Source organism: Gulosibacter hominis (assembly GCF_904842695.1).
GTDB classification, from domain to species: Bacteria; Actinomycetota; Actinomycetes; order Actinomycetales; family Microbacteriaceae; genus Gulosibacter; species Gulosibacter hominis.
This window is the reverse complement of record NZ_CAJGWQ010000008.1, coordinates 1-26075: the sequence shown is the minus strand read 5'-3', so window position 1 is coordinate 26075 and position 26075 is coordinate 1. Positions and strand designations below refer to the sequence as shown.

Here is a 26075-nt window from a genome sequence, read left to right as displayed (position 1 = left end):
CGGGGTCTTTTCGAGATGCCCCGGGGGTCTTTATTGCGCGTTCAGGCACTACGCGACTGAGGCTATCACATTAACGTGTGCATTCGGAGACCTATTGAGGTCGACTATCCCGGCTTGCACGCCCGAGCATCTTACGTTGCACTTCAGGCGGAGTTGAGGCACTCACGCGATGACCATCCACTACCGGGTAGATCGGGCGATGTTTATGAAAAATCTCGTAGTGATGGAGATCATCAACCGATCGATGGCATAGATGCAGTTTCGATTCAAGCGTGAAACTGCCATGCAAAGCTGGTGCCATCTCCCGGTTTGTTACCCACTGATACTGCGAGTGCTCCAATAGCTGGTAGTCCATCGCTCGCCCAACGCACGCCGCTACCCAATCTGCAAATTGGATGTTTGCGCTCAGCTGGCTGTCAATGTGCATTGGTGGCTCTACGATTCGCCGCATCTCAATACGCCTAGTGCCACGTCCCAGAATATGTGCGTACATGCTCTGCAGTCGACTCTTGCGCTGCTTCTCGTCGACTTGATCCATCATCACCAACAGGTTTCTTTTCTTAGCTTCGGCATAGGTAGCCAACCTATTGAGAGTCTCTTGCATCGCCGCAGTTTCTCTATCGGCAGGATCCAGAACCGCCTGCTTTGGTGTCCCCCGTGATTTCTCATCGGCGTAGTAGAAGAGTTTTCCACCACGATCCGTCAGTAAGCGAACGAGTCCGTCAAATACACGAAACTGTTGCGGGTAACAGGCCATCGTCTTCCCGGTGAAGATCTCGGAGCCTTTCTTCTCCCATCTCCCAGCATCTCTGTCGCTTTCGCGTATCTCGTTCGCAAATAGTGCGGCTTTTTCCTGCTGAAACTTGCTCGCGAAGTAGCCAGCATCGTGATCATTGATGATGAACCCGGCGTACCCAAACGCAGGGTGGGTATTGAACCTCGCGTGATCCCTGCTGATAAAAGCACCGGGTTCGCCAATCTCATCGATGTAGGCAAGCAGCATTTGACTAGTATGCCTGGAAACGCAGAAACCCGTGCGAGATGCACGGGTTTCTCGAATTGACGCTCATGAGCACTGTTTCAGCCCCAGCTATCGCCACAACACTAGTCCATCTCAGATGTACTAAGCAACTCGTCACCAGCGATCACGCTTAGAGCAGGTTCAGGTTGCGCCTGGCAGCAGTCAATATCTTGTAGGCGCGGCACTCACCAATCTCTACCATGGTGACCAGCCGTTCCTTCTTGGTGTTGATCTCACCAGCCTGCACCCATCGTGTGATTGTTGACCGATCCACGCCAAGCACCAGTGCGGCGTCCTTGACCGGTACCCACACCTAGAACCGCTGCACCCGCCTCACAGCTCACATCGGAATCGCGCCCTCGAGCCGGTACCCCATGCCAGCTTCCGTCAAAATATGCACCGGTTTCGACGGGTCTGCCTCAATTTTGCGGCGCAGCTGCGATACGTACAGCCGCAGATATCCGGTGTCTTCCACATGATCGGTGCCCCAAATATTGGCCAATAGTGTCTCGCGAGTCACTAGGCAGCCGGCATTGCGAACCAGCGCCTCGAGCACCTGCCACTCGGTTGGGGTCAACCGAATCTGTCGCGGCCCGCCGTCACTCTCGCGAGTGACACTGTGCGCAGCCAAGTCCACCACCACATCCCCCAGCTTCACGGCTGGCTGTTCTTGCGAGTACGGCACACGTCGTGACATCGCCCGGATGCGTGCCAGCAGCTCATCAATCGCGAACGGTTTGGTGACATAGTCGTCAGCACCCGCATCGAGTGCCTCAACTTTGTCGGCCGATCCCGAGCGGCCCGACACCACCAGAATCGGTGCCTGCGACCAGCCCCGGATGCCCTGAATCACCTCAATACCGTCGAGCTGCGGCATGCCGAGGTCAAGCACGTAAATATCGGGTTTTTCGTCGATAGCTGCCGCCACTGCGGCCTTCCCATCGATAGCCGTGACAATTTCGTATCCCTTTGCAGCGAGAGTGATACGCAGCGCCCGCAATAGCTGCGGGTCATCATCAGCCACCAAAATTTTCATGCTGTTGTCCCTCCTGCTCACTGCGGCTCTGCCGGGGCGATGTGGTACTGACCCAGAGAGATCACCATAGTAAGACCGCCGCCGGGGGTTTGTTCGGGAGTGAGGGTGCCGTGCATGGCCTCGACAAACCCGCGCGAAAGCGCCAAGCCCAGGCCGAGCCCGCTGGAGTTATCGGTGTCGCCCAAACGCTGAAATGGCACAAAAATATCTTCGTGGCGGTCTTCGCTCACGCCCGGTCCGTGGTCGATGATGCGGATCTCGAGATTTTGGTCAAAAGTGCTGGTGGTCACTGTCACCGGATCACCTGGCGCTGAATGGCGCAGTGCATTGGTCAACAGGTTCACGATCACTCGCTGCAGCAGCACCGGGTCGGCTTCAACCAGCGCGTCACCGTGCCCGAGCCCAAGCTGCACCTGCGAGGGGCCGGCACCGAGTTCATCCAATGCCGGTGCGATCGCCTCGGCGGGGTCGATCGGAGAGGTGGCGATGCGCAGCACACCGGCCTGCAGCCGGCTCACATCCAGCAGGTCATTCACAAGATTACCGAGCGCAGCCAGGCTTTCATCAGCGGTTTCGATGAGCTCCTGCTTGTTGGCGGCAGACAGGCTGCCGTCGAGCGTGCGCAGCGCACCCACCGCGGTGGTTGCAGCAGCAAGAGGGCGGCGCAGGTCGTGACTGAGTGCTGAAAGCAACGCACCACGCACGCGGTCAGATTCGGCAATCGGACCGATCTCTTCAGCCGTGTCGCTGAGCCGCTGGTGCTCCAGTGCCGCCTCAAGCTGAGCCGTAATCACCGCGAGCAGGCGTCGCTCGCTCGAGGGCACTTCCCCACCGAACAGCTCAAATACGCCGCCGCCGGCCAGGTTAATGACGGTATGCGGGGCCGCACCTGCCGCCTCGCCAGCTGCTGCAATGACCCGCTCACCAACCCGCACGCGAACCGCATCCAGTTGGAACGCTTCGCGGGTGCGGTCAACCAGCGCTTCAATGGCGCTATCGCCTCGAATAACGCTGCCGGCGATAGTTTGGATGAGTTCTGACTCGGCTGCCGAACGCCGTGCCGCGCGCGTGTACCGCACCGAGCGGTCGACCACGAAACTCACGAGCGCGGCAATCAGCATGTACACCAGCAGCGCCACAACATGCGATGGGCTGGCGATCGTGACCGTAGTCAGCGGCTCGATAAAGAAGAAGTCGAGCGCCAGCCCGCACATGAGCGCCGCCAGCAGTGCGGGATAAATACCGCCAGCCAGTGCTACCACCACCACGAGCAGCTGGTAGGTGAGCACATCGGTGGTAATCGAATCGGCAGAGCGGTTAATTGTCAGCAGCGCGGTAAGGGCCGGGCAGCCAATCAGCGCTATCGCGTAGCCGAGCATTCGCCGGCCACGGCTGAGGGTGCCGCCCAGCGGTGGCAGCGAAAACCTCCCGGCGGCAGCACGGTGGTTGACGATGTGCACATCAATCTCGCCAGAATTACGAATCACCGTGCCGCTCACCGAACGCCCGCCGACGAGGCTCGAGAGCCAACCGCGGCGGCTCGCGCCGAGCACCAGCTGGGTCGCGTTCACCGAGCGGGCAAACTCAATCAGCGTTTCGGCAATATCGTCGCCGACGACCTGATGGTAGGTGCCACCAAGTTTTTCGACCAGGGCCCGTTGATTTGCCAGCGCAGCCGGGTTTTCACTTCGCAGCCCGTCCTGCACAGTGACATGCACGGCAATGAGTTCGCCGCCAGCCGAGCGCGCCGCAATTCGGGCGCCGCGACGAAGTAGGGTTTCACCCTCTTCACCCCCGGTGAGCGCCACGATTACGCGCTCGCGTGCCTCCCACTTACTGTCGATGTGGTGTTCTTCGCGATAGCGCTGCAGCGCCTGGTCAACCTCATCGGCTAGCCACAGTAGGGCCAGCTCGCGCAGGGCGGTGAGGTTACCGAGCCGGAAATAGTTCGACAGCGCCGCGTCGATACGCTCAGCGGGATACACGAATCCCCCACTGAGCCGGTCGCGCAGCGCCTGCGGCGCCAGGTCGATAACTTCAACCTGGGCCGCGTGGCGCAAAAAGCTATCGGGAACCGTTTCGCGTTGCGGCACCCCAGTAATCTGTTCCACCACATCATTGAGCGATTCGATGTGCTGGATGTTGAGTGTCGAAATGACGTCGATCCCCGCCTCGAGTAGCGTCTCGACGTCCTCCCAGCGTTTTTCGTGCTGCGAACCCGGCGCGTTTGTGTGGGCGAGTTCGTCCACCAGCGCCACCTGGGGTGCCCGTTCGAGGAGTCCATCCAGGTCGAGTTCTTCAAGCACAACACCGCGATGCGTCACCTGCCGGCGCGGCACCGTTTCAAGTCCGGCAGTCATCCGAGCGGTTGCTTCACGGCCGTGTGTTTCAACGATGCCGATCACCACATCAATACCGTCATCGCGTAGCTGCCGGCCGGTTTCGAGCATCGAATAGGTTTTACCCACGCCGGGAGCGGCGCCGAGCAGCACCTGGAGCCGCCCCCGTGCGGTCATGATTTAGTTACCTTTCAGCTCATCGAGCGCCAGATTGAGCTTGGCGACATTCACAACCGGCTCACCCAGGTATCCCAGCGCGGGCTGCTCGGTGTGGGCTGCCACGAGGTCTCGCACCTGCTGCTCATCAAGCTGGCGGGCTTTGGCTACTCGTTCGATCTGGATGTCAGCGTACGCCACGCTGATGTGGGGGTCGAGACCCGAGCTCGAAGCGGTAACCGCGTCGGCCGGCACTGCCGATTCTGCAACACCGTTAAACTCGGCGATCTGGCTGCGGCGCGCTTTTACTGTCTCAATGAAATCGGGGTTCTCGGGCCCCCAGTTGGTGCCCGACGAAGCGGTGCCGTCATAGCCGTCACCGGCCGCCGACGGGCGCGACTGGAAGTACTCAGCAATTGGCTCGCCATTGGCATCAAGGAATGATTGGCCGATAAGTGCCGAACCGCGAGTTTCACCGCTGGTGTCGGTGAATGTCGAACCGTTTGCTTGCGCTGGCATAAGCACTTGTCCGAGGCCGGTGACGAGTGCCGTGTAGGCAACGCCGAGGGTAAGCGTGCACACCAGGATGGTGCGTACCGCGGTGAACAGCGGGCGGATTCCACCCTGACCTGAAAACAGCATCTTTTTCTTTCGCTTTCGCTTTTAGAAGCCGGGGATGAGGCGCACGAGCAGGTCGATCAGCCAGATCCCAATAAACGGGGTGATGACGCCGCCGAGTCCGTAAATCAATAGGTTGCGGCGCAGGATACGGTCGGCGCTGAGCGGCCGGTACGACACGCCCCGCAACGCGATCGGAACCAGGAACACGATCACGATCGCGTTGAAGATGACGGCCGAGAGCACTGCCGACGCCGGTGAGTGCAGCCCCATCACGTTGAGTGCTGCCAGCCCGGGGATAGCGCCCATGAAGATTGCCGGGATAATCGCGAAATATTTGGCGATGTCGTTGGCAATCGAAAAAGTTGTGAGCGCGCCACGGGTCATCAGCAACTGCTTACCGATGGCAACAATATCGATGAGTTTGGTGGGGTCGGAGTCGAGGTCGACCATATTGCCAGCCTCTTTTGCGGCCGAGGTACCGGTGTTCATCGCCACACCCACATCCGCTTGCGCGAGCGCGGGAGCGTCGTTGGTGCCGTCACCGGTCATGGCTACCAGATGCCCGCCAGCCTGCTCTTTACGGATGTACTCGAGCTTTTGTTCGGGCGTGGCCTCGGCGAGAAAGTCGTCGACGCCAGCTTCACGGGCGATAGCGGCGGCAGTGAGCGGGTTGTCACCGGTCACCATCACGGTGCGGATACCCATGGCGCGCAGCTGTGAAAAGCGTTCAATGAGACCGTCTTTGACGATGTCTTTTAGATGAACAACCCCGAGCACCTCACCCTTACCGTCGCCGGTAACTCGAGCAACGGTCAGCGGCGTGCCGCCCGATTCTGAAATCTCGTGCACATACCCGTCGAGTTCGGCGAAGTGATTGCGAGGCACTTCGACACCTTCCGCTTCGAGCCAGGCGATGATTGCGGTTCCGGCGCCCTTGCGGATCTGGGTACCGTCCGGCAGGTCAATTCCCGACATGCGGGTTTGTGCGGTGAACGGCACGACAACCGACGCGGGTTCAGCTGCCACAACCACCTGCTGTTTTTCAGCCAGTTCAACAATCGACTTGCCTTCGGGAGTGGGGTCGGCCAATGACGACAGTGAGGCGGCGGTAATGAGTTCTTCCTCGGCGGTGCCGGTCATCGGCACGAATTCGGATGCGCGCCGGTTGCCGTAGGTGATGGTGCCGGTCTTGTCGAGCAGCAGTGTGGTGACGTCTCCGGCCGCTTCTACGGCACGTCCCGACATGGCGAGCACATTGCGCTGCACCAGGCGGTCCATACCGGCGATACCGATGGCCGACAGCAGTGCACCAATGGTGGTCGGGATGAGGCACACCAGCAGCGCGATCAGCACCGGAATGCTGACGGTGCTCGCCGGATACGAGGCGATCGGGTTGAGGGTGAGCACCACCATCAGGAACACAATCGACAGCGAGGCCAGCAGAATGTTCAACGCAATCTCATTCGGGGTGCGTTGCCGCGCCGCGCCTTCGACCAGCGCAATCATCCGGTCGACGAATGTTTCGCCGGGCTTTGAGGTGATGCGCACCACGATGCGGTCAGAGAGCACTCGAGTACCGCCGGTAACAGCTGAGCGGTCACCACCCGACTCGCGCACCACCGGAGCTGATTCACCGGTGATGGCCGACTCGTCAACGCTCGCGATACCCCAGACGATGTCGCCATCACCGGGAATGAGTTCACCGGCTGAAACCACTACGGTGTCACCCAGTTGCAGATCGGCAGACGAAATATCGCTGGTGGCGCTGTGTTCGGCGGCAGCATCTGTGTCTGCCGAATAGTTTTCGACTCGGTGGGCCACCGTGCTCATGCGGGTTTTACGCAGGGTGTCGGCCTGTGCCTTACCGCGGCCCTCGGCGAGCGCCTCGGCCAGGTTTGCAAACAGCACGGTGAGCCACAACCAAATGGCGATGATCAACGTGAACGACACCGGCACCGTGCTGCCACCAGATGATTCGGGACCGCCCATGGATGGCTCAATGATGGCGAGCAGCGTGGTAAGCACGGCACCAACCCAGACGATAAACATCACCGGGTTGTGCCACTGCTCACGCGGGTCGAGCTTTTTTAGCGCCAGCGGCAGGGCATCACGCACCTGTTTGAAACTGAACCCGTTTGGTTGTGCGGGAACAGGTGCGGACTCCGTGGCATCGTCGGCAACGGTTTCAGATTGAGTGAGTGAGGTCATTGTTACAACAGTCCTTCAGCGATGGGCCCGAGCGTCAGCATTGGGAAGAACACCAGGGCGGTCACCAAAATCGCGGTGCCAACGGTCAGACCGACAAAGAGCGGACGGTGCGTTGGTAGAGTTCCGGCCGTGACCGGCAGTCGATCCTGTTGCGCAAGCGAGCCGGCAAGGGCAAGCACCAGCGCAATCGGAATGAATCGACCGAAGAGCATGGCCACGGCGATAGCCGTCGTGAGCCACGGGGTGTCGGCGGTGAGTCCGGCAAAGGCCGAACCGTTGTTGTTGGCACCCGAAGCAAAGGCGTAGATCACCTCTGAGAGCCCGTGCGAGCCGGTGTTGGTGAGCGACTCGCTAATGATGCTGTCGCGCAGGGCGGGCACACCAAAGCTGAGGGCGACTCCCGCGAGTACGAGCACCGGCATAACCAGGATGTACAGGCTGGCGAGTTTCATTTCGCGCGGCCCGATCTTTTTGCCGATGTATTCGGGAGTGCGCCCCACCAGCAGGCCCGCAACGAACACGGCAATGATTGCGATGATGAGCATGCCGTATAGGCCCGAGCCGACACCACCCGGTGCGATCTCACCGAGCAGCATGTTGAGGGTCGTCATCATGCCACCAAAAGAGGTGTATGAGTCGTGCATCGAGTTAACCGCACCGGTCGAGGTGAGCGTGGTGGTTGTGGCGTACACAACCGAGTGCACAATGCCGAAGCGCGCCTCTTTACCCTCCATCGCAGCTCCCGCGAGCTGGGGCCCGGTACCACTGCCGATGAGCTCAACCGCCCCCAGAGTGACAACCGACACGAGGTAGAGGGTGGCCATGGCGCCAAGGATGGCGTAGCCCTGACGGTTGTCGCCGGCCATGCGTCCGAAGGTGCGTGGCAGGCTAAACGGAATCACGAGCACCAGGAAGCATTCAAACAGGCTGGTCCAACCGGTCGGGTTTTCAAACGGGTGTGAGGCGTTGGCGTTGAAGAAGCCACCACCGTTGGTGCCGAGTTCTTTAATGACTTCCTGGGATGCAACCGGGCCTCCGGGGATCGACTGAACACCGCCGGCCACCGTGTGCACGTCGACAAAGCCGTTGAAATTCTGGATGGCACCACCGGCGATCAGCAGCAGCGCGCTGATGATTGAAATCGGTAGCAGGATGCGGAAACTGGCGCGAATCAAATCGACCCAGAAGTTTCCGATCGTGCCGGTGCGGCGATAGGCGAAGCCACGCACGAGTGCGACGGCAACAGCGATACCGGTGGCTGCCGACACAAAGTTTTGCACGGTCAGACCGGCAAGCTGCACTGTGTACGAGAGTGTCTCGCCCGAGTAGGCCTGCCAGTTCGTGTTGGTAACGAACGACACTGCGGTGTTAAAAGCAACACCGGGTGCCACGTTTTCATTGCCGAGGGAATAGGGCAGCCACTGCTGCACACGCTGCAGCAAATAGAGCAACAGCACACCGCTCATTGAGAACAGCAAAACCGAGCGCAGGTATGCCGGCCATGACTGTTCTTCACGCGGTGCGACACCGATGATCCGGTAAATTCCGTGCTCAATTTTCCAGTCGGTATCGGTGGTAAACACGTGGGCCATGTAGTCGCCCAGCGGTTTGTATGCGAGCCCGAGCGCGAGCGCGAGGGTCGCAAGCGTCAAAAAAAGAATTGCCCACTCCACTAGAAACGCTCCGGGTTTACTAGCGCGAATACGAGATACGCGATACCGGCAATTGCCAGCACGCCGGCGATCAGATCAATGACGATCACAGCTTCTCGACCGCCTTCCCAATCAGACCGACGATCGCGAAGAGGACAACTACGCCCACCACGTAAATGAGGTCAAGCACTTCAAGGCTCCATTCGAATTTCCGCGGCAGCGCATCCGCCGCCGCACGCCTCAAACAGGCGCAAAATTCATCTGAGTCTTGTTAGCGACCACAAACAAGCGGCCTAACGGAATCCATACGGCCGCTCACCCAAACCTCACGATTTCCTTACACACAGCAAGTTCCGCATCCCGGCTACGGGGATGCGGAACCACGGCAACATCTCGAGGTTGAGTTTCGCTACACGAGACCGAGTTCGCGGGCCACGTGAACTGCGCGCGCCCGATTATCGACATCGAGCTTGGTGAAAATATGCACCAGATGGCTTTTCACCGTCGCCTCACTCACAAACAGGTTCTGCGCAATTTCCCGGTTCGACTCCCCCGCCGCCAGGTGCTGCAGCACCTCGGTTTCGCGTTCGGTCAGCCGCGGTCGAGGCGAACGCATCCCCTCAATGAGCCGGGCCGACAGGCCCGGGCTGAGCACCATACCGCCGTCCGCCGCACGCACAATACCGGCGACAATTTCATCCGGTGTTGAATCTTTCAGCAGGTACCCGGTGGCGCCGGCTTCAATCGCGCCAAGCACCTCAACATCGCGGTCAAAAGTGGTGAGCATGAGCACTGCGGGGGCCGGGTCGAGTTTGCGCAGCCGCGCGGTCGTCTCAATCCCGTCAATTCCGTCGCCAAGCCGCAGATCGCACAGCACCACATCGGGCCGCAATTCGGTGGCCAACGCCACGGCGTCTTCACCGGTGCCGGTCTCGCCAACTACCCGCACCGTCTCACCATCGAGCACCGCGCGCAGACCGCTACGCACCACGGGATGGTCATCCACCAGGAGCACCGAAATCGTCATTTGTCGTCCTTTCGCCGCGAGGATTCTGACTGGCTCATTGGTGCGACGCCAATGGGGATGCGCGCGCTCAACGCCGTTCCCCGGCCCGGTTCGCTACTGATATCGAGGGTGCCACCAAGCTGCTGCACGCGCTGCTGCATAAATCGCAGCCCGTAGCTCGTGGTACCGGATGCATCCGGGTCATATTGTCGCCAGGCAGCCAGATCAAAACCGCGACCGTCGTCGATGACATCGAGGATGATCGAATCGCCATCATCAATCAGGCTCACCACCACGCGGGATGCTTCGGCATGGGCGCGCACATTTGCCAGCGCCGATTGGGTGATCCGCAACAGCACCACTTCGGCCTCGGCCGGAAGCGGTGGTAGCGAACTGGCAATATGCGCCTCGGTGGCCACGCCCGCTTCGTCGTGAGTGCGCTCGAGCATCCCCTGTAATGCCGCCGCAAAAGCCCCCGCCTCAAGTTCGGCGGGTGTGAGCGCGTCGAGCACTCGCCGCACATCCACGAGGCTCTCGCGCGCGAGCGTCTCAACCTGCTCGAGCGTGCGTTTCGCCGCCGCATCCGAGGTGTGTTGCTGCCCCGAGTTCGCGAGCATCGTGATCGACGAGAGCGATTGCGCGATCGTGTCGTGAATATCACGCGCGATTCGGGTGCGTTCATCCACGGCACCGGCTTGCCGCTGCGCGATCGCCAGGTCTTCTTGCAGCGCGCCCAGATCACGCTGGGCTTTAGTGAGCGAGGTCACCAGGCGTTCACGCTCAGCGGCGTCCCGCAGCAGCTGCAGATAGCCTCGCGAAACCCCGAAAGCGAACACCCCACCCACGAGCGGTCCGATGATGTAGGCATAGCTCGTGGCACCGTGATGCAGTAACGGCGCCGTCACCACCGCGATAAACACGAGCGCCGAATACCCGAGCCCCCACCACAGCGGCAGCAGATGGCCCGCAAGTAGCCACAGCAAAAACGCCAGCCACACATATTCGGGTGAGATCACGATCGCCCCGAGCCACAGCACCCCGAAGCCGACCAGCCACCACACCCCAGCTCGGCGCAGCGACGTCAACCGCTGTAGCAGCTGCATCCCAAAAAAATTCCAGGCCGGGATGAGCACGGCCGGCACGACCGCCAGCGCCACCGGCACCCCGTCGCGAACCGAACGGTACACCGCGATTGCGCTGAGCAGCACCGCCATCGCGTGCTGGCCAATCAGCATCGCGCTCACCGTGCGGTGGCTCACCGCCGATTGCACCAGGCCGGCCGATTCACTCACCAGCAACGACCAGTTCGCTGTTGACGCTCTGTGTTTCATCTTCCATCTTTTGCGCGGCCGGCTCGCCTGCCGACACCGGGCTCTGTTTTTGTGGCCACCAGATCCGGTCGCCCAGCAGCGCGAACAGTGCGGGGACGATGACTGTTCGTACCACCAGCGTATCGACGATGACGCCAACTCCAACAATGAGTCCCAGCTGGCCGAGCGTGACCAGCGGCAGCACGCCGAGTGCCGCGAACACAGCGGCCAGCACGATGCCGGCGCTGGTGATAACGCCACCGGTGTGCGCGACCGCAGCCACCATCCCCTCACGGGTACCGCGCGTGCGCGCCTCGGATTGCGCTCGATGCACCAGGAAGATGGTGTAGTCGATACCGAGCGCCACCAAGAACAGGAAAGCCAGTAGCGGCACCTGCATGTCGAGCGCGGGCTGGTCAAACAGCATCCGACTCAGCCATGAACCGGCGCCGATCGCCGCCACCGCACTGGCGATATTCACCGCGATCAGCAGGATGGGTGCCAACACCGATCGGGTAAGCGCTGCCAGTACCAGCAGGCTCACGGCAATAATCATCGGCACTAGCAGCGCAAAATCACGCACATTACCGGCACGGGAGTCATAGTCGGTCGCGACCGCGCCACCAACCAACACCTCCCCCTCGGCCGCCTGTGAAAGCGCGCTGCGCAGCTCTGGAATTTGTTCGAGACTCTCGGGGGAACTCGGCGAATATTCACTGGTCACACTGATGCGGGTGAGGGCACCATCAGCAGCGGTACCGCTCGGCTGGGCCCGCAACACGCCTGGCACATCGGCAGCTGCCGCCACCACGGCATCGGTGTCGCGAGTTTGCACCACCACCTGAATCGGCTGGGCTTCGCCGGCCGGGAAATGTTCGCTGAGCACTTCGAGCCCGGTCGCCGACTCGGATTGCACCCGGAACTTGGCCAACTGGTCGAGCCCCACCGATGTGCCAATGAGCCCCGCCGCGAGCACAGCCAGCAGCGCCAGCCCTGAAACGAGACTCGTTGCGGGACGACGCGAAACCGTGGTTGCCACCCGCTGCCAAATATTGACGCGGGCGGGCCGGTGGTCGGGCCGCGGAATTACCGGCCAAAATGCCCCGCGTCCACACACCGCGAGCGCCGGCGGCAGCACCAGCAGTACGGCAGCTGCGGCGATGAGCAGGCCCGCAGCGGCCGCCATTCCGAGGCCGCGGGTGCTGGGAATCACCGCGAAAACCAGGGTGATAAGTGACAGCACAACGGTGAGGTTCGACGCAACGATCGCACCCAGGGATGCACGCCAGGCGGTCGCGAGCGCCACACGGTGGTCGGGTTCCTCGCGCAGCTGGTCGCGGTATCGCGAGATCAGCAGCAGGGCGTAGTTGGTGCCGGCTCCAAACACGAGCACGCTGATGATGCCGGTGTCAAAACCCAAGTCGAGCCAGTCGGCAAGTGCCGCGGTGACGCGCCCGGCAAGGCCGTCAGCGATCGCCACCACTGCCAGCGGTACCAACCAGAGGACCGGTGACCGGTAGGTGGCGATGAGCAGTGCCGCAACAATGCAGACGGTGACCAGCAGCAGGGTGAAATCGGCACCATCGAAGGATGCGGCAATATCGGCTCCGAAAGCGGGGCCACCAGTAACGTACAACTCCATTCCGGGCACGTCCGAATCTGCGAGTGCCTGACGCAGTGTTGAGATCTCCTCGGCAGTGTCAGAGTTCGATTCACCGGTGGTGATCGCCTGCACCATGAGTGCCGCTCGCCCGTCTTCGCTGACGATTGGCCCGCGGGGCGCGTCGAGGTTTTGCGCGGGCGACAGGGCCGCCAGCCGATCGATGTCAGTGGCGGTGAGTTCCTGCCGGTCGTCTCGTTCTGCGACGATCAGCACCGACTGGGTGTCAGCATCGGGGAATGTCGACAGCAGTTCGGCGGCGCGGGTCGATTCGGCATTACCGGCGGCGTGATCGGCTCGTGCCGGTGCCGGTGCGGATCCGAAAAGCCCGAAAAGTAGCGTGATTATTAGCAATAGTGAGCCGAGCGCAATCCAGGCACCGCGGCGGCCGAGCGCGCGCTGAGCGAATGTGGCGACAGTTGTTTGCATGTTTCAAGCTCAGCAATTGCCGAGCTGAAACTCATCGCCGGGTTGGTTGAACGCGATTTCAACCGTTTTATTGGTGTGCTGGTGCCGTTTTCGTGGTTGCTTAGGCCAAACCGTTCGCTCGCAGCCAGATCATCGGATCAATGTGCTGGCCGTCGACGAGGACCTCGAGGTGCAGGTGACAGCCGGTCGAAAATCCGGTGGTGCCGGTGAGTGCCACTGGCTGCCCGGCCCGCACCTTGTGTCCGAGACCCACGCCAATGCCGTTGTCTTGGATGTGCGAGTACGAGTAAACAAGCCCACTCGCGGTGGTGATCTCAACGTGGTTGCCGAAGGTGCCGAGCGCGCCCGCGTAGGTGACGGTGCCGTCGACCATTGCGTAGAGTGGCGCGCCGCAGGTGTTGCCGTTCACCACGAAGTCGGTGCCGCGGTGCATCCCCACCTTGGGTTCGGTGCGGTAGCCGTAGCCGTCGGTAACCCGCCAGTTTTCTAGCGGCTGGGCCACCTTCCCGTTGCCCTTGAGCTCGGTGTCGCTGAGGGCGCGCAAATCATTACGGGTTTTCAGCAGCCCCAGCAGCTCGCTCGAGACAGTGCCGCCGTCGTAGCCGAGTTTGGTGAGCACCTCGAGCAGCGCGCCTGAGCTGCTCTCGGCTTTTTTGAGCTGATTGGTGAGCCATTCCTGAGCAGCCACCGCCTCGCGTTTAGCTGCCGCAGCCTCAGATTCGAGTTGCTCGGCCTCTTTACGTTTGCGGTCGGCTTCCGGCAGCAGCTGCTCGAGCCGGTCGGCAGCCCGGGTTGCCCGCTTCGAGTTGAGCACCTGGTCTCGCGTCAGCGATGACACCACCCCGTAGCGGTAGAGCATGTCGTCGCCACCCTCGAGCACCACGTTGAGTTCGGGCGGTACCGAATAGGTGCCCTGGCGCATTTCGCGCACCATCAGGCCCACCACCTGATCTGATACCTCGGCGCTATTGCGTTCGTTTTCGATTCTGCGCTCGAGCCGATTCACTTCGGCACGGGCGTCATCGGCCTTGTCTCTCGCGGTGGCATAGCGCTCACCGGCCTTGTTGACCCGTTCGCGTGATTCTCGAAGCGCTTTATCGATAAGTTCGAGCTGCTCGAGGGCACGACCGGTGAGTTGGCTGCGCTGCGCCGGATCGCTGCCAGCGGCATCAACATCTTCCGGCGTGACAAAGTCAACACTGTCGAGGTCGTACTGCGGGGCGTCGGTTGCTGGCGCGGTTGGCGACGCGCTAGGTCGCGGGGTGCCCGGCTGGGTCGGGGTGTTCTCACCGGTGGGGCCGGGGGCACTCGTGTCACCGGGATCGGGTGCCGTGGTGCCGGGAGCAGACTCGCCGGGCGCCGGAGTGCTCGGATCTGGCTCAGTAGTGCCAGGTTCAGTCGTGCCCGGATCGGTAACGCCAGGGTCGGTGGGTGCCTCGGGCGTTTCCGGTTCGCTGGGGGTCTCAGGCTCGGATGGGGTCTGAGGCTCGGTTGGAGTATCTGTATCAACCGCGCGCACGGTGAATCCGTCGAGCGGCTGAGCGGTGGCCGAAAACACCGGTGTTACAAAAACGAGCGCACCGGCTACCAGCACACCGGCACCCCGACGCAAATTGTTTGCAAAAACCCGCATCGAGCGAGCACCCCCACTACCGACTCAGCATTCAAACTTGAGCGATTGCAGATCTCAAGAATTTCACTGCCGTGAATATCCCAGGATAGAGAGCACCGCTCCCATCAAGTATAGCGCGCAACACGCGCATAAGAATGCCCTTTTTGACCACTTCAGTGGTATTGGCAAAACGGCCACAATTAACATCGACCACTCGCCGTTGCAAAACGATGCTGTATTGGCGATTGAGTTACAGCACCTAGGCTGATGCCGGCAGATTCTTCCGATTCGGCATCCGAAAGCGAGGAGTTATGGAGCAGCCACGCGCTACCGAACCACAGTCTGGCGACGCCTGGGTATACGGCCCCGGAGGCAAACGGATGTGGGGACGCTACGGAGCCGCTGGCCTGGCTATTGTCGATCAGCAGCGCGGAATCCTGCTGCAACACCGCGCAGCCTGGAGCCACCACGGCGACACCTGGGGTATCCCGGGCGGCGCCCGCGATCGCGATGAAACTCCCGCCGCGGCCGCACTGCGTGAAGCACACGAAGAACTCACCGTACCGCCAGATGCAGCGCACATTATTGCCACCCGGGTGCTCGAGCTCGGGTTTTGGTCATACACCACCCTGATCGCCGAAGCACGCTATCCGTTTCAGCCGCGGCTCAACGACGCCGAGTCGGCGGATGCGCGCTGGGTGCCGCTCGAAAAATTGGCCGAGCTACCATTGCATCCCGGATTTGCCGCATCCCTCCCCGATCTCGATGCCGTCCTGCACGCTCGACCAGTGATCGTGGTCGACCTGGCAAACGTCATGGGCACGATACCCGACGGCTGGTGGCGCGACCGCGCCGCAGCCGCCCGCGCGCTCATGAATCAGTTCGTCGCACTGAGCCGCTCGGGTGTGCCGGCCCAACTACTGGGCCTGCCGCTCGAGCGAGTCTGGCCGCAGTTTGTAATCGTGCTCGAAGGAGACGCCAAAGCCGCCGCAAGCGATTCCGCTGCCACCTCGAGCGAGCTCATCACAGTGCGTACGGCCAGCGCCGCGGGTGATGATGAGCTGGTCGCCACAGTCGATCAGCTGCGCGAAAACGGCCCGCAGCAGTTCATCGCACTCGCCACTGCCGACCGCGAACTGCAGCAGCGGGCACGTGCCCATGCCACGGTGTCCCCCGCCGAGTTGCGCTCGCTGCTATCGGAAGCCCCAACCAGCACAGCGGGCCACTAACGAGCACCAACCCTCTGCCGCTTGCCGCCACGACCGCACGCAGCATCATGAACCGTTGACCAGTGCCGGATACGATAGAGACATCCGTAGTTATCGACGTAGGAAATTGAGCAGCTGATGCACCGCAATACGAGCGACGTCGTTCGCACAGGTTTCGCCGATGCGTTTGGTTTCAACCCCGCCGGAGTTTGGTCTGCCCCCGGGCGGATCAGCCTGATGGGCGACCACACCGACATCCAGGACGGCATCACCTACGGATTCGCCTATGGTGCCCGCTCGGCAGTAGCGCTCGCACCGCGCACCGACCGACTCATCCGTATCCGCACCGATCTGGTTGACGAGGCGATCGAAGTCGAGCTCGATGACATCGCTCCACCCGCCGCCCATGCGTGGCAGGACTATCCGCTGGGGCTGCTCTGGGTCATCCGCAATTGGCTGCCCGAGCACGTTTTCGATGACGACCGCCCAACACCGCAGCTCACGGGCCTCGACATGTTCATTACCACCGATGTACCGATCGGTGCCGGGCTGGCCTCGAGCGCCTCGCTGTGTGCTGCCCTCTCAACCGCGCTCAACGAACTGTGGAACCTCGATCAAACGCCCATGCGCCTGGCACGCTTCGGCTACGAGGTTGAAAACGACTACATCGGCGCTTCGTCGGGGATGAGCGACCACGTCACAGTGCTCCTCGCCGAAGAGCACCGCGATGTGTTCTACGATGCTCGCGGCGGTGATGCGACGGCCATCGATGTCAACCCGCTCTCGGCACACGGCTATGTGGGAATGATCGTTGAAAGTGGCGAAACGCATCGCAACTGGGCCGGTAAGGTAAACGATCGCCACGCCGCCTGCCGACGTGTTGCCCAGCAGCTCGGCTATCAATCGCTGCGCGAACTCTCCATCGAAGAACTCGAAGCCGCGCGCGAACAGCTCGATGAGGCCGACTATCGCCGTGCCCGCTATATCGTGACCGAAATTCAGCGTGTGCTCGACTTCACGCGGCTCAACCGCACCGAGGGGCTGCCTTCAGTACTACCGCTTTTTAACGAGTCGCAGCGGTCAATCCGCGACGATTTTGAGGTTTCGACCCAGCGCATTGATCTCATCTGCGATGTGGCTGCGGCAGCTGGCGCACCGGCGGCCCGCATGACAGGTTCGGGATTTGGCGGTGCCGTATTCGTCATCGTGGCGCAGGCAGACTACGACCGACTCGAAGCAATGCTGCGCGAAGCATTCACCGAGTATGGCTGGGATGGGCTGCAAATCTACCCGGCGGTAAAAACCGGGGCCGCCCGCCGGGATGCCTAACGCAAGGGTCGGCACGCCAAACAGCACAAAACCGGGGTGGCCTCACGATGAGGCACACCCCGGTTTTATGCGTAGCTAGGCTTGTTGTGCGGAGTTAATTAGCGCTCGATTCTCGGGCCGCGAGCGCACGCTCGGCAGTCTCGACCACATTTGCCAGCAATAGCGCGCGGGTCATGGGACCCACACCACCGGGGTTCGGCGAAACATGGCCGGCAACATCCCACACCGCGGCGTCAACGTCGCCGCGCACCTTCGACTTGCCGGTTTCGGGGTCGGGGATGCGTGACACGCCCACATCGAGTACCGCGGCACCGGGTTTCACCATGTCGGCAGTCACCACTCCGGGCGAACCTGCGGCAGCAATGATCACATCGGCGGTGCGAGCAATTTCGGGCAGGTTGCGGGTGCCAGTGTGAGTGAGCGTGACGGTGGCGTTGTAGCGACGGTGTGTCAGCAGCGGGCCGATTGAACGACCCACTGTGACGCCGCGTCCGAGCACCACCACATGCTTCCCGTCGAGCGAAATGTCGTTGCGTTCGAGCAGCTCAATGCAGCCGCGCGGGGTGCACGGTAGTGGCGTTTCGATTGGCGACTTGGCGTTGAGCACGAGTCGGCCGAGATTCATCGGATGCAGGCCGTCCGCGTCCTTGGCCGGATCGATACGCTCAATCAGCGCATCCTGGTCGAGGTGCTGCGGCAGCGGCAATTGCACGATGTATCCGGTGCAGCTCTCGTCGGCGTTGAGCCGATCGAGTTCGGCCGCCACCGCCTCGAACGTCGCGTCGGCCGGCAGCTCAACACGGATCGAGGCGATACCAATCTCCTCGCAGTCGCGGTGTTTACCACCCACGTAAAGCTTCGAGGCCGGGTCGTCACCCACCAGCACCGTGGCGAGCCCGGGAACAACCCCGCGTTCGCGCAGCGCCGCCACGCGCTCTTTTAGCTCGGCCTTGATTTGGGCCGCGGCGAGCTTACCGTCGAGACGTTCTGCGCTCACGCGTACACCAGCCCCGGGTAGAGCGGGAAGGCGTCCGCCAGGGCCTGAGTCCGTGCTCGAAGGGCCTCAATATCGGGGTTTGGCTTGAGGGTTTCGGCGATCACATCGGCCACCTCGCGGAACTCTTCATCACCAAAACCGCGGGTTGCTAGCGCCGGAGTACCGATGCGCAGCCCCGAGGTCACCATCGGCGGGCGCGGGTCGTTGGGCACGGAGTTGCGGTTGACGGTGATACCCACCTGGTGCAGCAGATCTTCCGCCTGCTGGCCGTCAATTTCGGCATCACGCAGGTCGACGAGCACCAGGTGCACTTCGGTGCCGCCGGTGGTCAGGGCCACGCCGTGTTCGGCCATGTCGGGCTGCGTGAGCCGCTCGGCGATGATGGCCGCGCCGCGCAGGGTGCGTTCCTGGCGTTCTTTGAACTCGGGGGTGGCGGCGAGCTTAAAAGCGGTGGCCTTTGCTGCCACGATGTGCATGAGCGGGCCGCCCTGCTGGCCGGGGAAGACGGCCGAGTTGATCTTTTTCGACAGGTCGGGGTCGTTGGTGAGGATGAGACCCGACCGGGGGCCACCGATGGTCTTGTGCACGGTCGATGAAACGACGTCGGCGTATTCCATCGGGTTGGGGTGCAGGCCGGCTGCTACCAGGCCGGCGAAGTGCGCCATATCAACCCACAGGTACGCACCAACCTCATCGGCGATCTCGCGGAACGCAGCAAAGTCGAGCTGGCGCGGGTAGGCCGACCAGCCGGCGATGATGACCTTGGGCTTGTGTTCGCGTGCGAGTCGGGCGACTTCTTCCATGTTGACGCGGCCGGTGTCGTAGTCGACACCGTAGGCGGCCACATCGTAGAGGCGGCCCGAGAAGTTGATTTTCATCCCGTGGGTGAGGTGGCCACCGTGGTCAAGCGAAAGCCCCAGGATGGTGTCGCCCGGAGTGGCGAGTGCGTGCAGTACGGCAGCGTTCGCGGTCGCACCCGAGTGCGGCTGCACGTTTGCAAACTTGGCACCGAACAGTTCTTTTGCGCGTTCGCGGGCCAGGTTTTCGGCCACGTCAACAACCTCGCAGCCACCGTAATAGCGGCGGCCCGGGTATCCCTCGGCGTACTTGTTGGTGAGCACGCTGCCGGCCGATTCGAGCACGGCGCGCGGCACAAAGTTTTCGCTGGCGATCATTTCGAGCGTGTTGCGTTGGCGCTCAAGCTCGCCTCGCAGCACCTCGAGGATTTCCGGATCGACCTGTGAAAGCGGCAGGTTCTGGTAGTCGGACACATTGACTCCTTGTTCAATTCAATGGCTTGTTGAACTGGATCGGCGAACCCAGGCGTGCGGCTCGTGTTCCTTCTGCCGCTTCCCGATGGTGACCCACCCGACGCCAGTCGCGGCTCATTCCATACTAGAGCGGGCAAAAGTTGACAGCGGCTCAGAATTCGGCGCGCAACAAAAATTCCGGGCTCACACCGCAGTCGGGGCCGCTTTTCGCTGCCGCCAATCAATCGCGATTGAGAGCGCGATCGCCAGCACCAGTAGCGCCATAAATGCCGTGCCGGGGGCCCGCATCCCGAACGATGTCAGCAGCAGACCACCCAAATATGAACCGGATGCAATACCGATATTGAACCCGGTGTTGTAAAGCGCCGCGGCCAAATCTCGCTGGCGCACCGACGCTGCCGCCAGCAACCGCGCCTGCAGCAGCACCGGCATGAATCCCATCCCGGCACCCCACAGCACAAACCCCGTGAGCGCCACCGGCTGCATCCCCGGGAAAAGTGTCAGCACAGCGCCACCGGCGAGCATGAGCACCGCCGTGAAATACCAGCCCGATTTGGGCCGGCTGGTGAACAGCATCCCGGTGGCCGTCGCCGCGAGCGCCGACGCGATGCCGTAGCCAAACTGCACCACCGGCAGCTGCGCCTCGGTAATCGCCACCTCCTGCAGCAGGTATGGCGCGTTATACGAGTAGAAGCTGTATTGCCCGCACATGACAATGGCGGTGAGGATACACACCAACGTCACCATGCGCAGGGAGTGCTGCGGACCCTGCAGCGCATTGGCCACGGCCTCGGTGTCGATCGCACCAGTGGTGACGGTTGGCTCTCCGGGCCGGCCCTTGGGGAGCACCGCGAGCAAGATGAGCACGACCACCAAACAGCCTGCCGCCACGGCAATGAACGCCGCACGCCATCCCAGCCACTGCCCCAGCGAGGTGCTGATCGGCACACCCAGCACGAAGGCGAGGCTGCCGCCACCGCCGGTGATCGAGACAGCTTTCATGACCTGTTCGGGTCGCACAATGGTTGCGGTGTAGGCGGTAACCGTGGCCCAAAACACCCCGTGGGCGACACCGGTAACCACTCGACTCACCGCCACGAGTGCATAGTTTGGGGCCAGCGCCGTAAAAACCGTGCCGATCGAAAAAATCGTGAGCACCACCACCAGCAGGGTGCGTTTGGGGATGCGGCTGAGCAGCAGCACCAGCGGTGTGGAGGTGAGCACAACAGTGAGCGCAAAAACCGACACCAGGTTGCCGATATCCGAATGCTGCACCTGCAGCTCGGGCGCCATCAGATGCATCAAGCCCGACGGCATCATCTCGATAGTGATCGACATGAACGAAGCCGTGGCGAGAGCAATAAGCGCCAGCATCGGCAGCGGGCGTTTGGTGTCGGGGCTGATATTCACTGACCCAGGTTACGCGGTGAAGCTTGGCTGGTGTCGTAGGCTGACTTGGTGAGTAATTTCTCGACGCAGCAGCCCAGCACCCCGAACGAACAGCAGTGGATTCTGACGCTAGTCGCCGACGACCGCCCCGGAATTGTCCATGCGATTACGGCCGCCCTGGTCGCGGCCTCGGGAAACATTCTTGAACTGCAACAGTTTTCGTCCACCGACACGGGTCGGTTTTTTCTGCGCCTGGAGGTCGCGACCCCGGTGACGCGAGGTGCGCTCATGGCCGAGCTCGAGCCGGTTGCGGCGCGGTTTAACGCACAGATCCACCTCGACGCTGCCGAGCGTCGCATCCGCACGCTGATTCTCGGGTCCAAGGCCGAGCACTGCGCCAACGACCTGCTTTTCCGGTATCACTCGGGCTATCTGCCGATCGAGGTGCCGATGATGATGTCAAACCACCCCACGCTCGCCTCGCTCGCCAAATTTTATGAGGTGCCGTTTGAACATCTGCCGGTGACGAACCCCGAAGAAAAAGCCGCGTTCGAGCGTCGGGTGCTCGAGGTGGTTGCTGAGCACGATATCGAGCTGGTGGTGCTTGCCCGCTACATGCAAATTCTCTCGCCCGAGCTGTGCGATGCGCTCGAGGGCCGCGCCATCAATATTCACCACTCGTTCCTACCCGGCTTCAAGGGTGCCAACCCCTACCGTCAAGCGCACGCCCGGGGTGTGAAGCTTGTGGGCGCCACCGCGCACTTTGTCACCACCGACCTCGACGAGGGGCCGATCATCGAACAAAATGTGCGTCGTGTCGACCACTCGCAGTCGGTCGCTGAGCTGCAGTCGCTCGGTCAGGATGAAGAGTCGCGCACGCTCACCCAGGCGGTGAAATGGTTTGCCGAGCACCGCATCCTGCTGGATGGCCAGCGCACGATCGTTTTTGATTAGCAAGCACGCCCGTTTTTGACTAGCGAGCAACCGGCCGGAGAGTGTCCACACGCTGTGACACTCCCCGGCCTCTTTTAGGCGAGCGCCGGCCCGCTCTTAGGCGAGTGCCGGTGCCGTTAGGCGAGCGCCGGCGTGTCCCACAGCGGCAGCAGGGTGCCGATGCCACGCTCGGCCGCGTTGCGGTAGATGGTGGTGCCCCAGGCGACATCCTCGATCGGCAGGCCACCCACCGAGAACAGCACGATTTCGTCATCGCTGCGACGCCCATCCGCGCTGCCTTCGACCACCGCGCCAAGCTCTTCAATATCCCAGTGGCGCATCTTGCCCTCCGACACCAGGTCGAGGAATTTGCAGCCGATAATGCCGACAAAATTGTGGGTGGGATATGGCGCGTCCAGCGCCCACGCCTCATAAAGGCCGTATGAGTCGACGACCTTGCGCACCGAAAGGTCTTCGAGCTCTTCGTCAATGTTGGCCGGCGCGGGCATGGCAACGAATGTGCCGTCGCGCAGCCACTCGCGCTTCAGCAGCGGATAGTTCTCGACGTCTCCCGCCTTGGCGGTGGCGCAATAGGCCACCACATCGCTATCGCGCACAGCCTCTTCGTTGGAGTAGACCACCTGAATATCGCGGATCTGCGGAACCCACTCGCCCACCCACGCTCGGAATTCGTCGATACCCGCCTGGCTGCGACCGCGCACCTTCACGGTGTCGAGTTCTGGCAGCACCGCGGCCATCGCGGCGAGGGTCGTGCGGCCCATCACGCCGGGGCCAACAACACCGGCCACTTTTGAGTCAGGGCGCGCAAAATATTTGGCGCCAACCCCCGAGACCGCACCGGTGCGCATCGCCGACAGCAGGTTCGCCGACATGAGCGCCAGCGGTGCCGCGGTGTCGGTGTCGTTGAGCATAAACATGAGGATGGAACGCGGCAGGCCCTTGTCGCGGTTCTCGAGATTCGAGCCGTACCACTTCATCCCGGTGGTGCCGAACGAGCCGCCCAAATATGCCGGCATCGCCGTAAACCGGCGCTCGTCGGCGTGTGCGGGCATGGTCGGAATCGCCGGGTTTTCGGGAAAGGTCATTCGAGCTCCGTGCGAATCATTATTCGGACCGGCCATCCGATAATCACCGCGCGCATACAGCTGAAAAGTCTCTTCCATTACCGCCACACACGAGGGCATATCCAGTACGCCGGCCGCGATGGTGTCGGGTTCGGAGAGGTAGCGGAACTCGATTTTGCTGCTCAACAAATGCCTTTCAGGCTCAGGCATGCACCCGGCCCGTTTGGGGCGCCGGTACACGCGGGTGAAATAGCGCGTGGTCAGCGCCGAAAGCGAGTGTAATCGAGCGCGACCAAACCCGGGGTGAAATGGTGGTTACGGTTTGACGCTCGACAGCTCGCGCGTGCGCCAGGCCCCTATGCCGGGGCGTCGCACTGCGCCAACACCGCATCAATAATCCGGTGCCCGGCCCGGTCGCGCAGCGTCATGAGCGATTCGGGGTGAAATTGCACCGCAAACCACGGTTTGTCGCGATGCTGAATGGCCATCGGGATGCCGTCTACATCGTTGGCAACCACGGTGAGGTTTTCGGGCATCGAATCGGGGTCGACATACAGCGAGTGGTAGCGCCCGGTGACAAATGTTTCGGGAAGCGAATCGAGAAAACCTGCGGCCACCACGCGCACCTCGCGTTCCTGGCCGTGCAGCGGATGTTCGAGCTGCTTGAGGGTGGCACCAAAATATTCGGCCATCGCCTGCTGCCCGAGGCACACCCCGAACACCGGCAGGCCGCGGCGATCAACTTCGGCAAGAATCTGGGCGTCCGCAAAGTCTGCGGGGCTACCCGGCCCCGGTGACATCACCACGAGCGTGGGCTGCTGCTGGTCGATCACCGCGGCAATAGCTTCCGTTTCGAGACCGCCCTTCGGCACTCGCACAGTGTGCACCTCGGCACCGGTTTCGCGCATATAGCCGGCAAGCATCTGTACGAACGAGTCTTCGTGGTCAAAAAACAGGATGCGGTGCCCACTGCCAGCCAGCGGCGCGGCTTCGGCTTCGGGTTCGTCGGTGTCGGCCGCGTCGATGGCTTCGAGCAGCGCCGAGGCTTTCATCTCGGTTTCGCGCTCTTCTTCTTCGGGAACCGATTCGATGAGGAGCGTACCTCCGGCGCGCACCTCGGCAATTCCGTCGCGGATCATTGCCGCGCGAATCGTGAGCCCGGTGTTGACATCGCCATTCGCACCGAGCACCCCGAGCGCGCCCGCATACCAGGTGCGCGGCGAGCGCTCGTGCTCGTCAATAAATCGCATGGCCCAAATTTTTGGCGCCCCGGTTACGGTGACCGCCCACATGTGTGTGGCCACCGCATCGATTCCGTCATAGCCGGGGCGCAGCGTGCCCTCGACATGGTCGACCGTATGAATCACCTTGGCATACAGCTCTACCTGGCGGCGGCCGATAATTCGCACCGATCCGGGTTCGCAGATGCGTGCCTTGTCGTTGCGGTCAACATCGGTGCACATCGTCAGTTCGGCACGATCTTTTTCGCTATTGAGCAGCGTGCGGATTTGTCCCTCATCTTCGATGGCATCGGCGCCGCGGGCGATCGTGCCCGAGATGGGTGCGGTTTCAATGCGGCGACCGTTCACCCGCACAAACATTTCGGGGGATGCGGTGATGAGAAATTCATTGCCGCCGAGGTTCATGAGCGCGCCATAGGGTGCAGGGTTATCGCGGCGCAGCCGCTGGAATACCCGTGAGGGCGTGGTGTGCAGGGGCCTGCGAAATGCCTGCCCAGGAACCACCTCGAACAGGTCGCCGCGACGGAACGAGTCTTTTGCTTCACGCACCAGCTGGGCATATTCTCCGGGCTGGTGGTCGCGGCTCGGCTGCGCCTGCGGGTCGGGGCCGTTGAAAGGTGCCGGCACCTCGGTGCGAGGGGTCCCCTGGGTTGATTGCCCGAGATATTCGAACTCGTAGTCGTAGCGGCGAGCATCCCCGCGCTGCCGGTCAACGGCCAACACCGAGTCGGGCAGGTAGACGACGAGATCACGCTGGTCACCGCCGGCGGGTTCGTTCAGCGCCTCGATTTGCCGCACCAGGTCGTAGCCGAACGGGCCGTACAGCCCCAGGTGCGGGGCATCCGACGGCAGTGCGGCAATGAGCGCACGCAGTACGGTGAACGATGAGCGGCGTCGGGTGCGGTCTTCTTCGGCCAGCAGCTCATCTCGCTGCGGGGTGATTTCGATCAGGTATTCGTGGCTCGATACGGCACTGAGGGTGATCCCGTCGATCTGCTGCAGCGCATCCACGAAGGCCCGCAGCGGTACAAGCCCGCGGTCGTTGAGTGCCTGCATCCGCAGCGAGAAACCGCGACCTTCGAGTTTCAGGGGCGGGTCGATGAAACCGAGATCCCACTGGGTGTAGCGGCCCGGAAATTCCACCCCGCTCGACAGCACCACCCCGGCGCGCCAGTCGAGCCCGGTGATGATGTCGGTCATCTCGGCGGGGTCGACGGCGTGCGTGGAGGTAGTGACTGTGAGCATACAAGCTAGGTTACTGCGTGGATGCGCCGCGGGGATGCGTGTGCGGTAACCTCCCGACCACTGCGGTGGGGATGCGCAGCAATAGTGACCGTTACCGGAAGGTTTTTTCTGCTGCCCGGTGCCATCGACTGCGCGGCTAGATGTTGTGGGCCATGACGTTGTGGCCACCGGAGTGTGGGTAGAAGGAACGGGCCTCTGATCGGCACGATGGGTGGTGTCGAAAACATCCGTCGTCCGAAAGGAGACCCGTTCCATGACCCACCGTAACGCCCCACTGACCGTTGAGGGAAGACAACGAGCCGTAGACCAGGTCCTCAAACACAACCG

General features: G+C 62.0%; 20 protein-coding genes and 1 riboswitch. Of the genes, 3 read left to right on the top strand and 17 right to left on the bottom strand.

What is annotated here, in order from left to right:
* Positions 1 to 91: 91 nt before the first annotated feature.
* From JMV54_RS06575 to JMV54_RS06520, 12 genes are all read right to left on the bottom strand, one after another.
* On the bottom strand, positions 92 to 1003 hold the full coding sequence (locus tag JMV54_RS06575; RefSeq protein WP_201518130.1) for a DUF3800 domain-containing protein: 912 nt from the start codon (positions 1001 to 1003) through the stop codon (positions 92 to 94).
* A gap of 148 nt (positions 1004 to 1151) precedes the next feature.
* Positions 1152 to 1334 carry a helix-turn-helix domain-containing protein gene (locus JMV54_RS06570; RefSeq protein WP_201518129.1) on the bottom strand — a complete coding sequence of 61 codons (183 nt, stop codon included), beginning with the start codon at positions 1332 to 1334 and terminating at the stop codon, positions 1152 to 1154.
* Between the two features lie 27 nt (positions 1335 to 1361).
* Positions 1362 to 2057 carry a response regulator gene (locus tag JMV54_RS06565; protein ID WP_201518128.1) on the bottom strand — a complete coding sequence of 232 codons (696 nt, stop codon included), beginning with the start codon at positions 2055 to 2057 and terminating at the stop codon, positions 1362 to 1364.
* 17 nt (positions 2058 to 2074) lie between these two features.
* Positions 2075 to 4573: an ATP-binding protein gene (locus JMV54_RS06560; protein ID WP_201518127.1), complete on the bottom strand. Its 2499-nt coding sequence runs from the start codon at positions 4571 to 4573 to the stop codon at positions 2075 to 2077.
* A gap of 3 nt (positions 4574 to 4576) precedes the next feature.
* Positions 4577 to 5194: a potassium-transporting ATPase subunit KdpC gene (gene kdpC / locus JMV54_RS06555; protein ID WP_201518126.1), complete on the bottom strand. Its 618-nt coding sequence runs from the start codon at positions 5192 to 5194 to the stop codon at positions 4577 to 4579.
* Positions 5195 to 5215: 21 nt separating this feature from the next.
* Positions 5216 to 7381 (bottom strand): potassium-transporting ATPase subunit KdpB, encoded by a 2166-nt coding sequence (gene kdpB / locus JMV54_RS06550; protein ID WP_201518125.1) that lies wholly within the window; start codon positions 7379 to 7381, stop codon positions 5216 to 5218.
* A gap of 2 nt (positions 7382 to 7383) precedes the next feature.
* On the bottom strand, positions 7384 to 9054 hold the full coding sequence (gene kdpA / locus JMV54_RS06545) for a potassium-transporting ATPase subunit KdpA (RefSeq protein WP_201518124.1): 1671 nt from the start codon (positions 9052 to 9054) through the stop codon (positions 7384 to 7386).
* A complete protein-coding gene (locus tag JMV54_RS06540; protein ID WP_201518123.1) occupies positions 9054 to 9143 on the bottom strand; it encodes a potassium-transporting ATPase subunit F in 90 nt (29 codons plus the stop codon). The genes kdpA and JMV54_RS06540 overlap by 1 nt, the downstream gene beginning before the upstream one ends.
* A gap of 299 nt (positions 9144 to 9442) precedes the next feature.
* Positions 9443 to 10060, bottom strand: coding sequence for a response regulator (locus JMV54_RS06535; RefSeq protein ID WP_201518122.1), 618 nt, complete (start codon positions 10058 to 10060; stop codon positions 9443 to 9445).
* The gene (locus JMV54_RS06530; RefSeq protein ID WP_201518121.1) at positions 10057 to 11370 is read right to left on the bottom strand and encodes a sensor histidine kinase; all 1314 of its coding nucleotides are present in this window, start codon (positions 11368 to 11370) and stop codon (positions 10057 to 10059) included. Before JMV54_RS06530 ends, JMV54_RS06535 begins: the two co-directional genes overlap by 4 nt.
* The gene (locus JMV54_RS06525; protein WP_201518120.1) at positions 11324 to 13438 is read right to left on the bottom strand and encodes an MMPL family transporter; all 2115 of its coding nucleotides are present in this window, start codon (positions 13436 to 13438) and stop codon (positions 11324 to 11326) included. Before JMV54_RS06525 ends, JMV54_RS06530 begins: the two co-directional genes overlap by 47 nt.
* A 100-nt stretch (positions 13439 to 13538) precedes the next feature.
* Entirely contained in the window at positions 13539 to 15071 is a 1533-nt protein-coding gene (locus JMV54_RS06520; protein ID WP_201518119.1) for a M23 family metallopeptidase, read from the bottom strand.
* Between the two features lie 290 nt (positions 15072 to 15361).
* Here JMV54_RS06520 and JMV54_RS06515 point away from each other — a divergent pair, with 290 nt between their 5' ends.
* A complete protein-coding gene (locus JMV54_RS06515) occupies positions 15362 to 16279 on the top strand; it encodes an NUDIX domain-containing protein (protein ID WP_201518118.1) in 918 nt (305 codons plus the stop codon).
* 117 nt (positions 16280 to 16396) lie between these two features.
* The gene (locus tag JMV54_RS06510) at positions 16397 to 17587 is read left to right on the top strand and encodes a galactokinase (protein WP_201518117.1); all 1191 of its coding nucleotides are present in this window, start codon (positions 16397 to 16399) and stop codon (positions 17585 to 17587) included.
* Positions 17588 to 17681: 94 nt separating this feature from the next.
* On the opposite strand, the gene JMV54_RS06505 is transcribed toward JMV54_RS06510, so the two are convergent.
* The 3 genes from JMV54_RS06505 to JMV54_RS06495 all read right to left on the bottom strand — a co-directional run bounded on the left by JMV54_RS06505 (position 17682) and on the right by JMV54_RS06495 (position 21265).
* Entirely contained in the window at positions 17682 to 18584 is a 903-nt protein-coding gene (locus JMV54_RS06505; RefSeq protein WP_201518116.1) for a bifunctional methylenetetrahydrofolate dehydrogenase/methenyltetrahydrofolate cyclohydrolase, read from the bottom strand.
* Positions 18581 to 19855: a serine hydroxymethyltransferase gene (gene glyA, locus JMV54_RS06500; RefSeq protein ID WP_201518115.1), complete on the bottom strand. Its 1275-nt coding sequence runs from the start codon at positions 19853 to 19855 to the stop codon at positions 18581 to 18583. The genes JMV54_RS06505 and glyA overlap by 4 nt, the downstream gene beginning before the upstream one ends.
* 39 nt (positions 19856 to 19894) lie before the next feature.
* A riboswitch (ZMP/ZTP riboswitch) is annotated at positions 19895 to 19976 on the bottom strand.
* A 62-nt stretch (positions 19977 to 20038) separates the two neighbouring features.
* On the bottom strand, positions 20039 to 21265 hold the full coding sequence (locus tag JMV54_RS06495; RefSeq protein WP_201518114.1) for an MFS transporter: 1227 nt from the start codon (positions 21263 to 21265) through the stop codon (positions 20039 to 20041).
* Between the two features lie 99 nt (positions 21266 to 21364).
* On the opposite strand from JMV54_RS06495, the gene purU reads away from it, so the two are divergent.
* Positions 21365 to 22198, top strand: coding sequence for a formyltetrahydrofolate deformylase (gene purU, locus JMV54_RS06490; RefSeq protein ID WP_420842083.1), 834 nt, complete (start codon positions 21365 to 21367; stop codon positions 22196 to 22198).
* A 116-nt stretch (positions 22199 to 22314) separates the two neighbouring features.
* On the opposite strand, the gene JMV54_RS06485 is transcribed toward purU, so the two are convergent.
* Complete coding sequence (locus JMV54_RS06485) at positions 22315 to 23448, bottom strand: tyramine oxidase subunit B (protein ID WP_230972845.1); 1134 nt, start codon at positions 23446 to 23448, stop codon at positions 22315 to 22317.
* Positions 23449 to 23618: 170 nt separating this feature from the next.
* Positions 23619 to 25748 (bottom strand): anthranilate synthase component I, encoded by a 2130-nt coding sequence (locus JMV54_RS06480; RefSeq protein ID WP_201518111.1) that lies wholly within the window; start codon positions 25746 to 25748, stop codon positions 23619 to 23621.
* Positions 25749 to 26075: the final 327 nt, after the last annotated feature.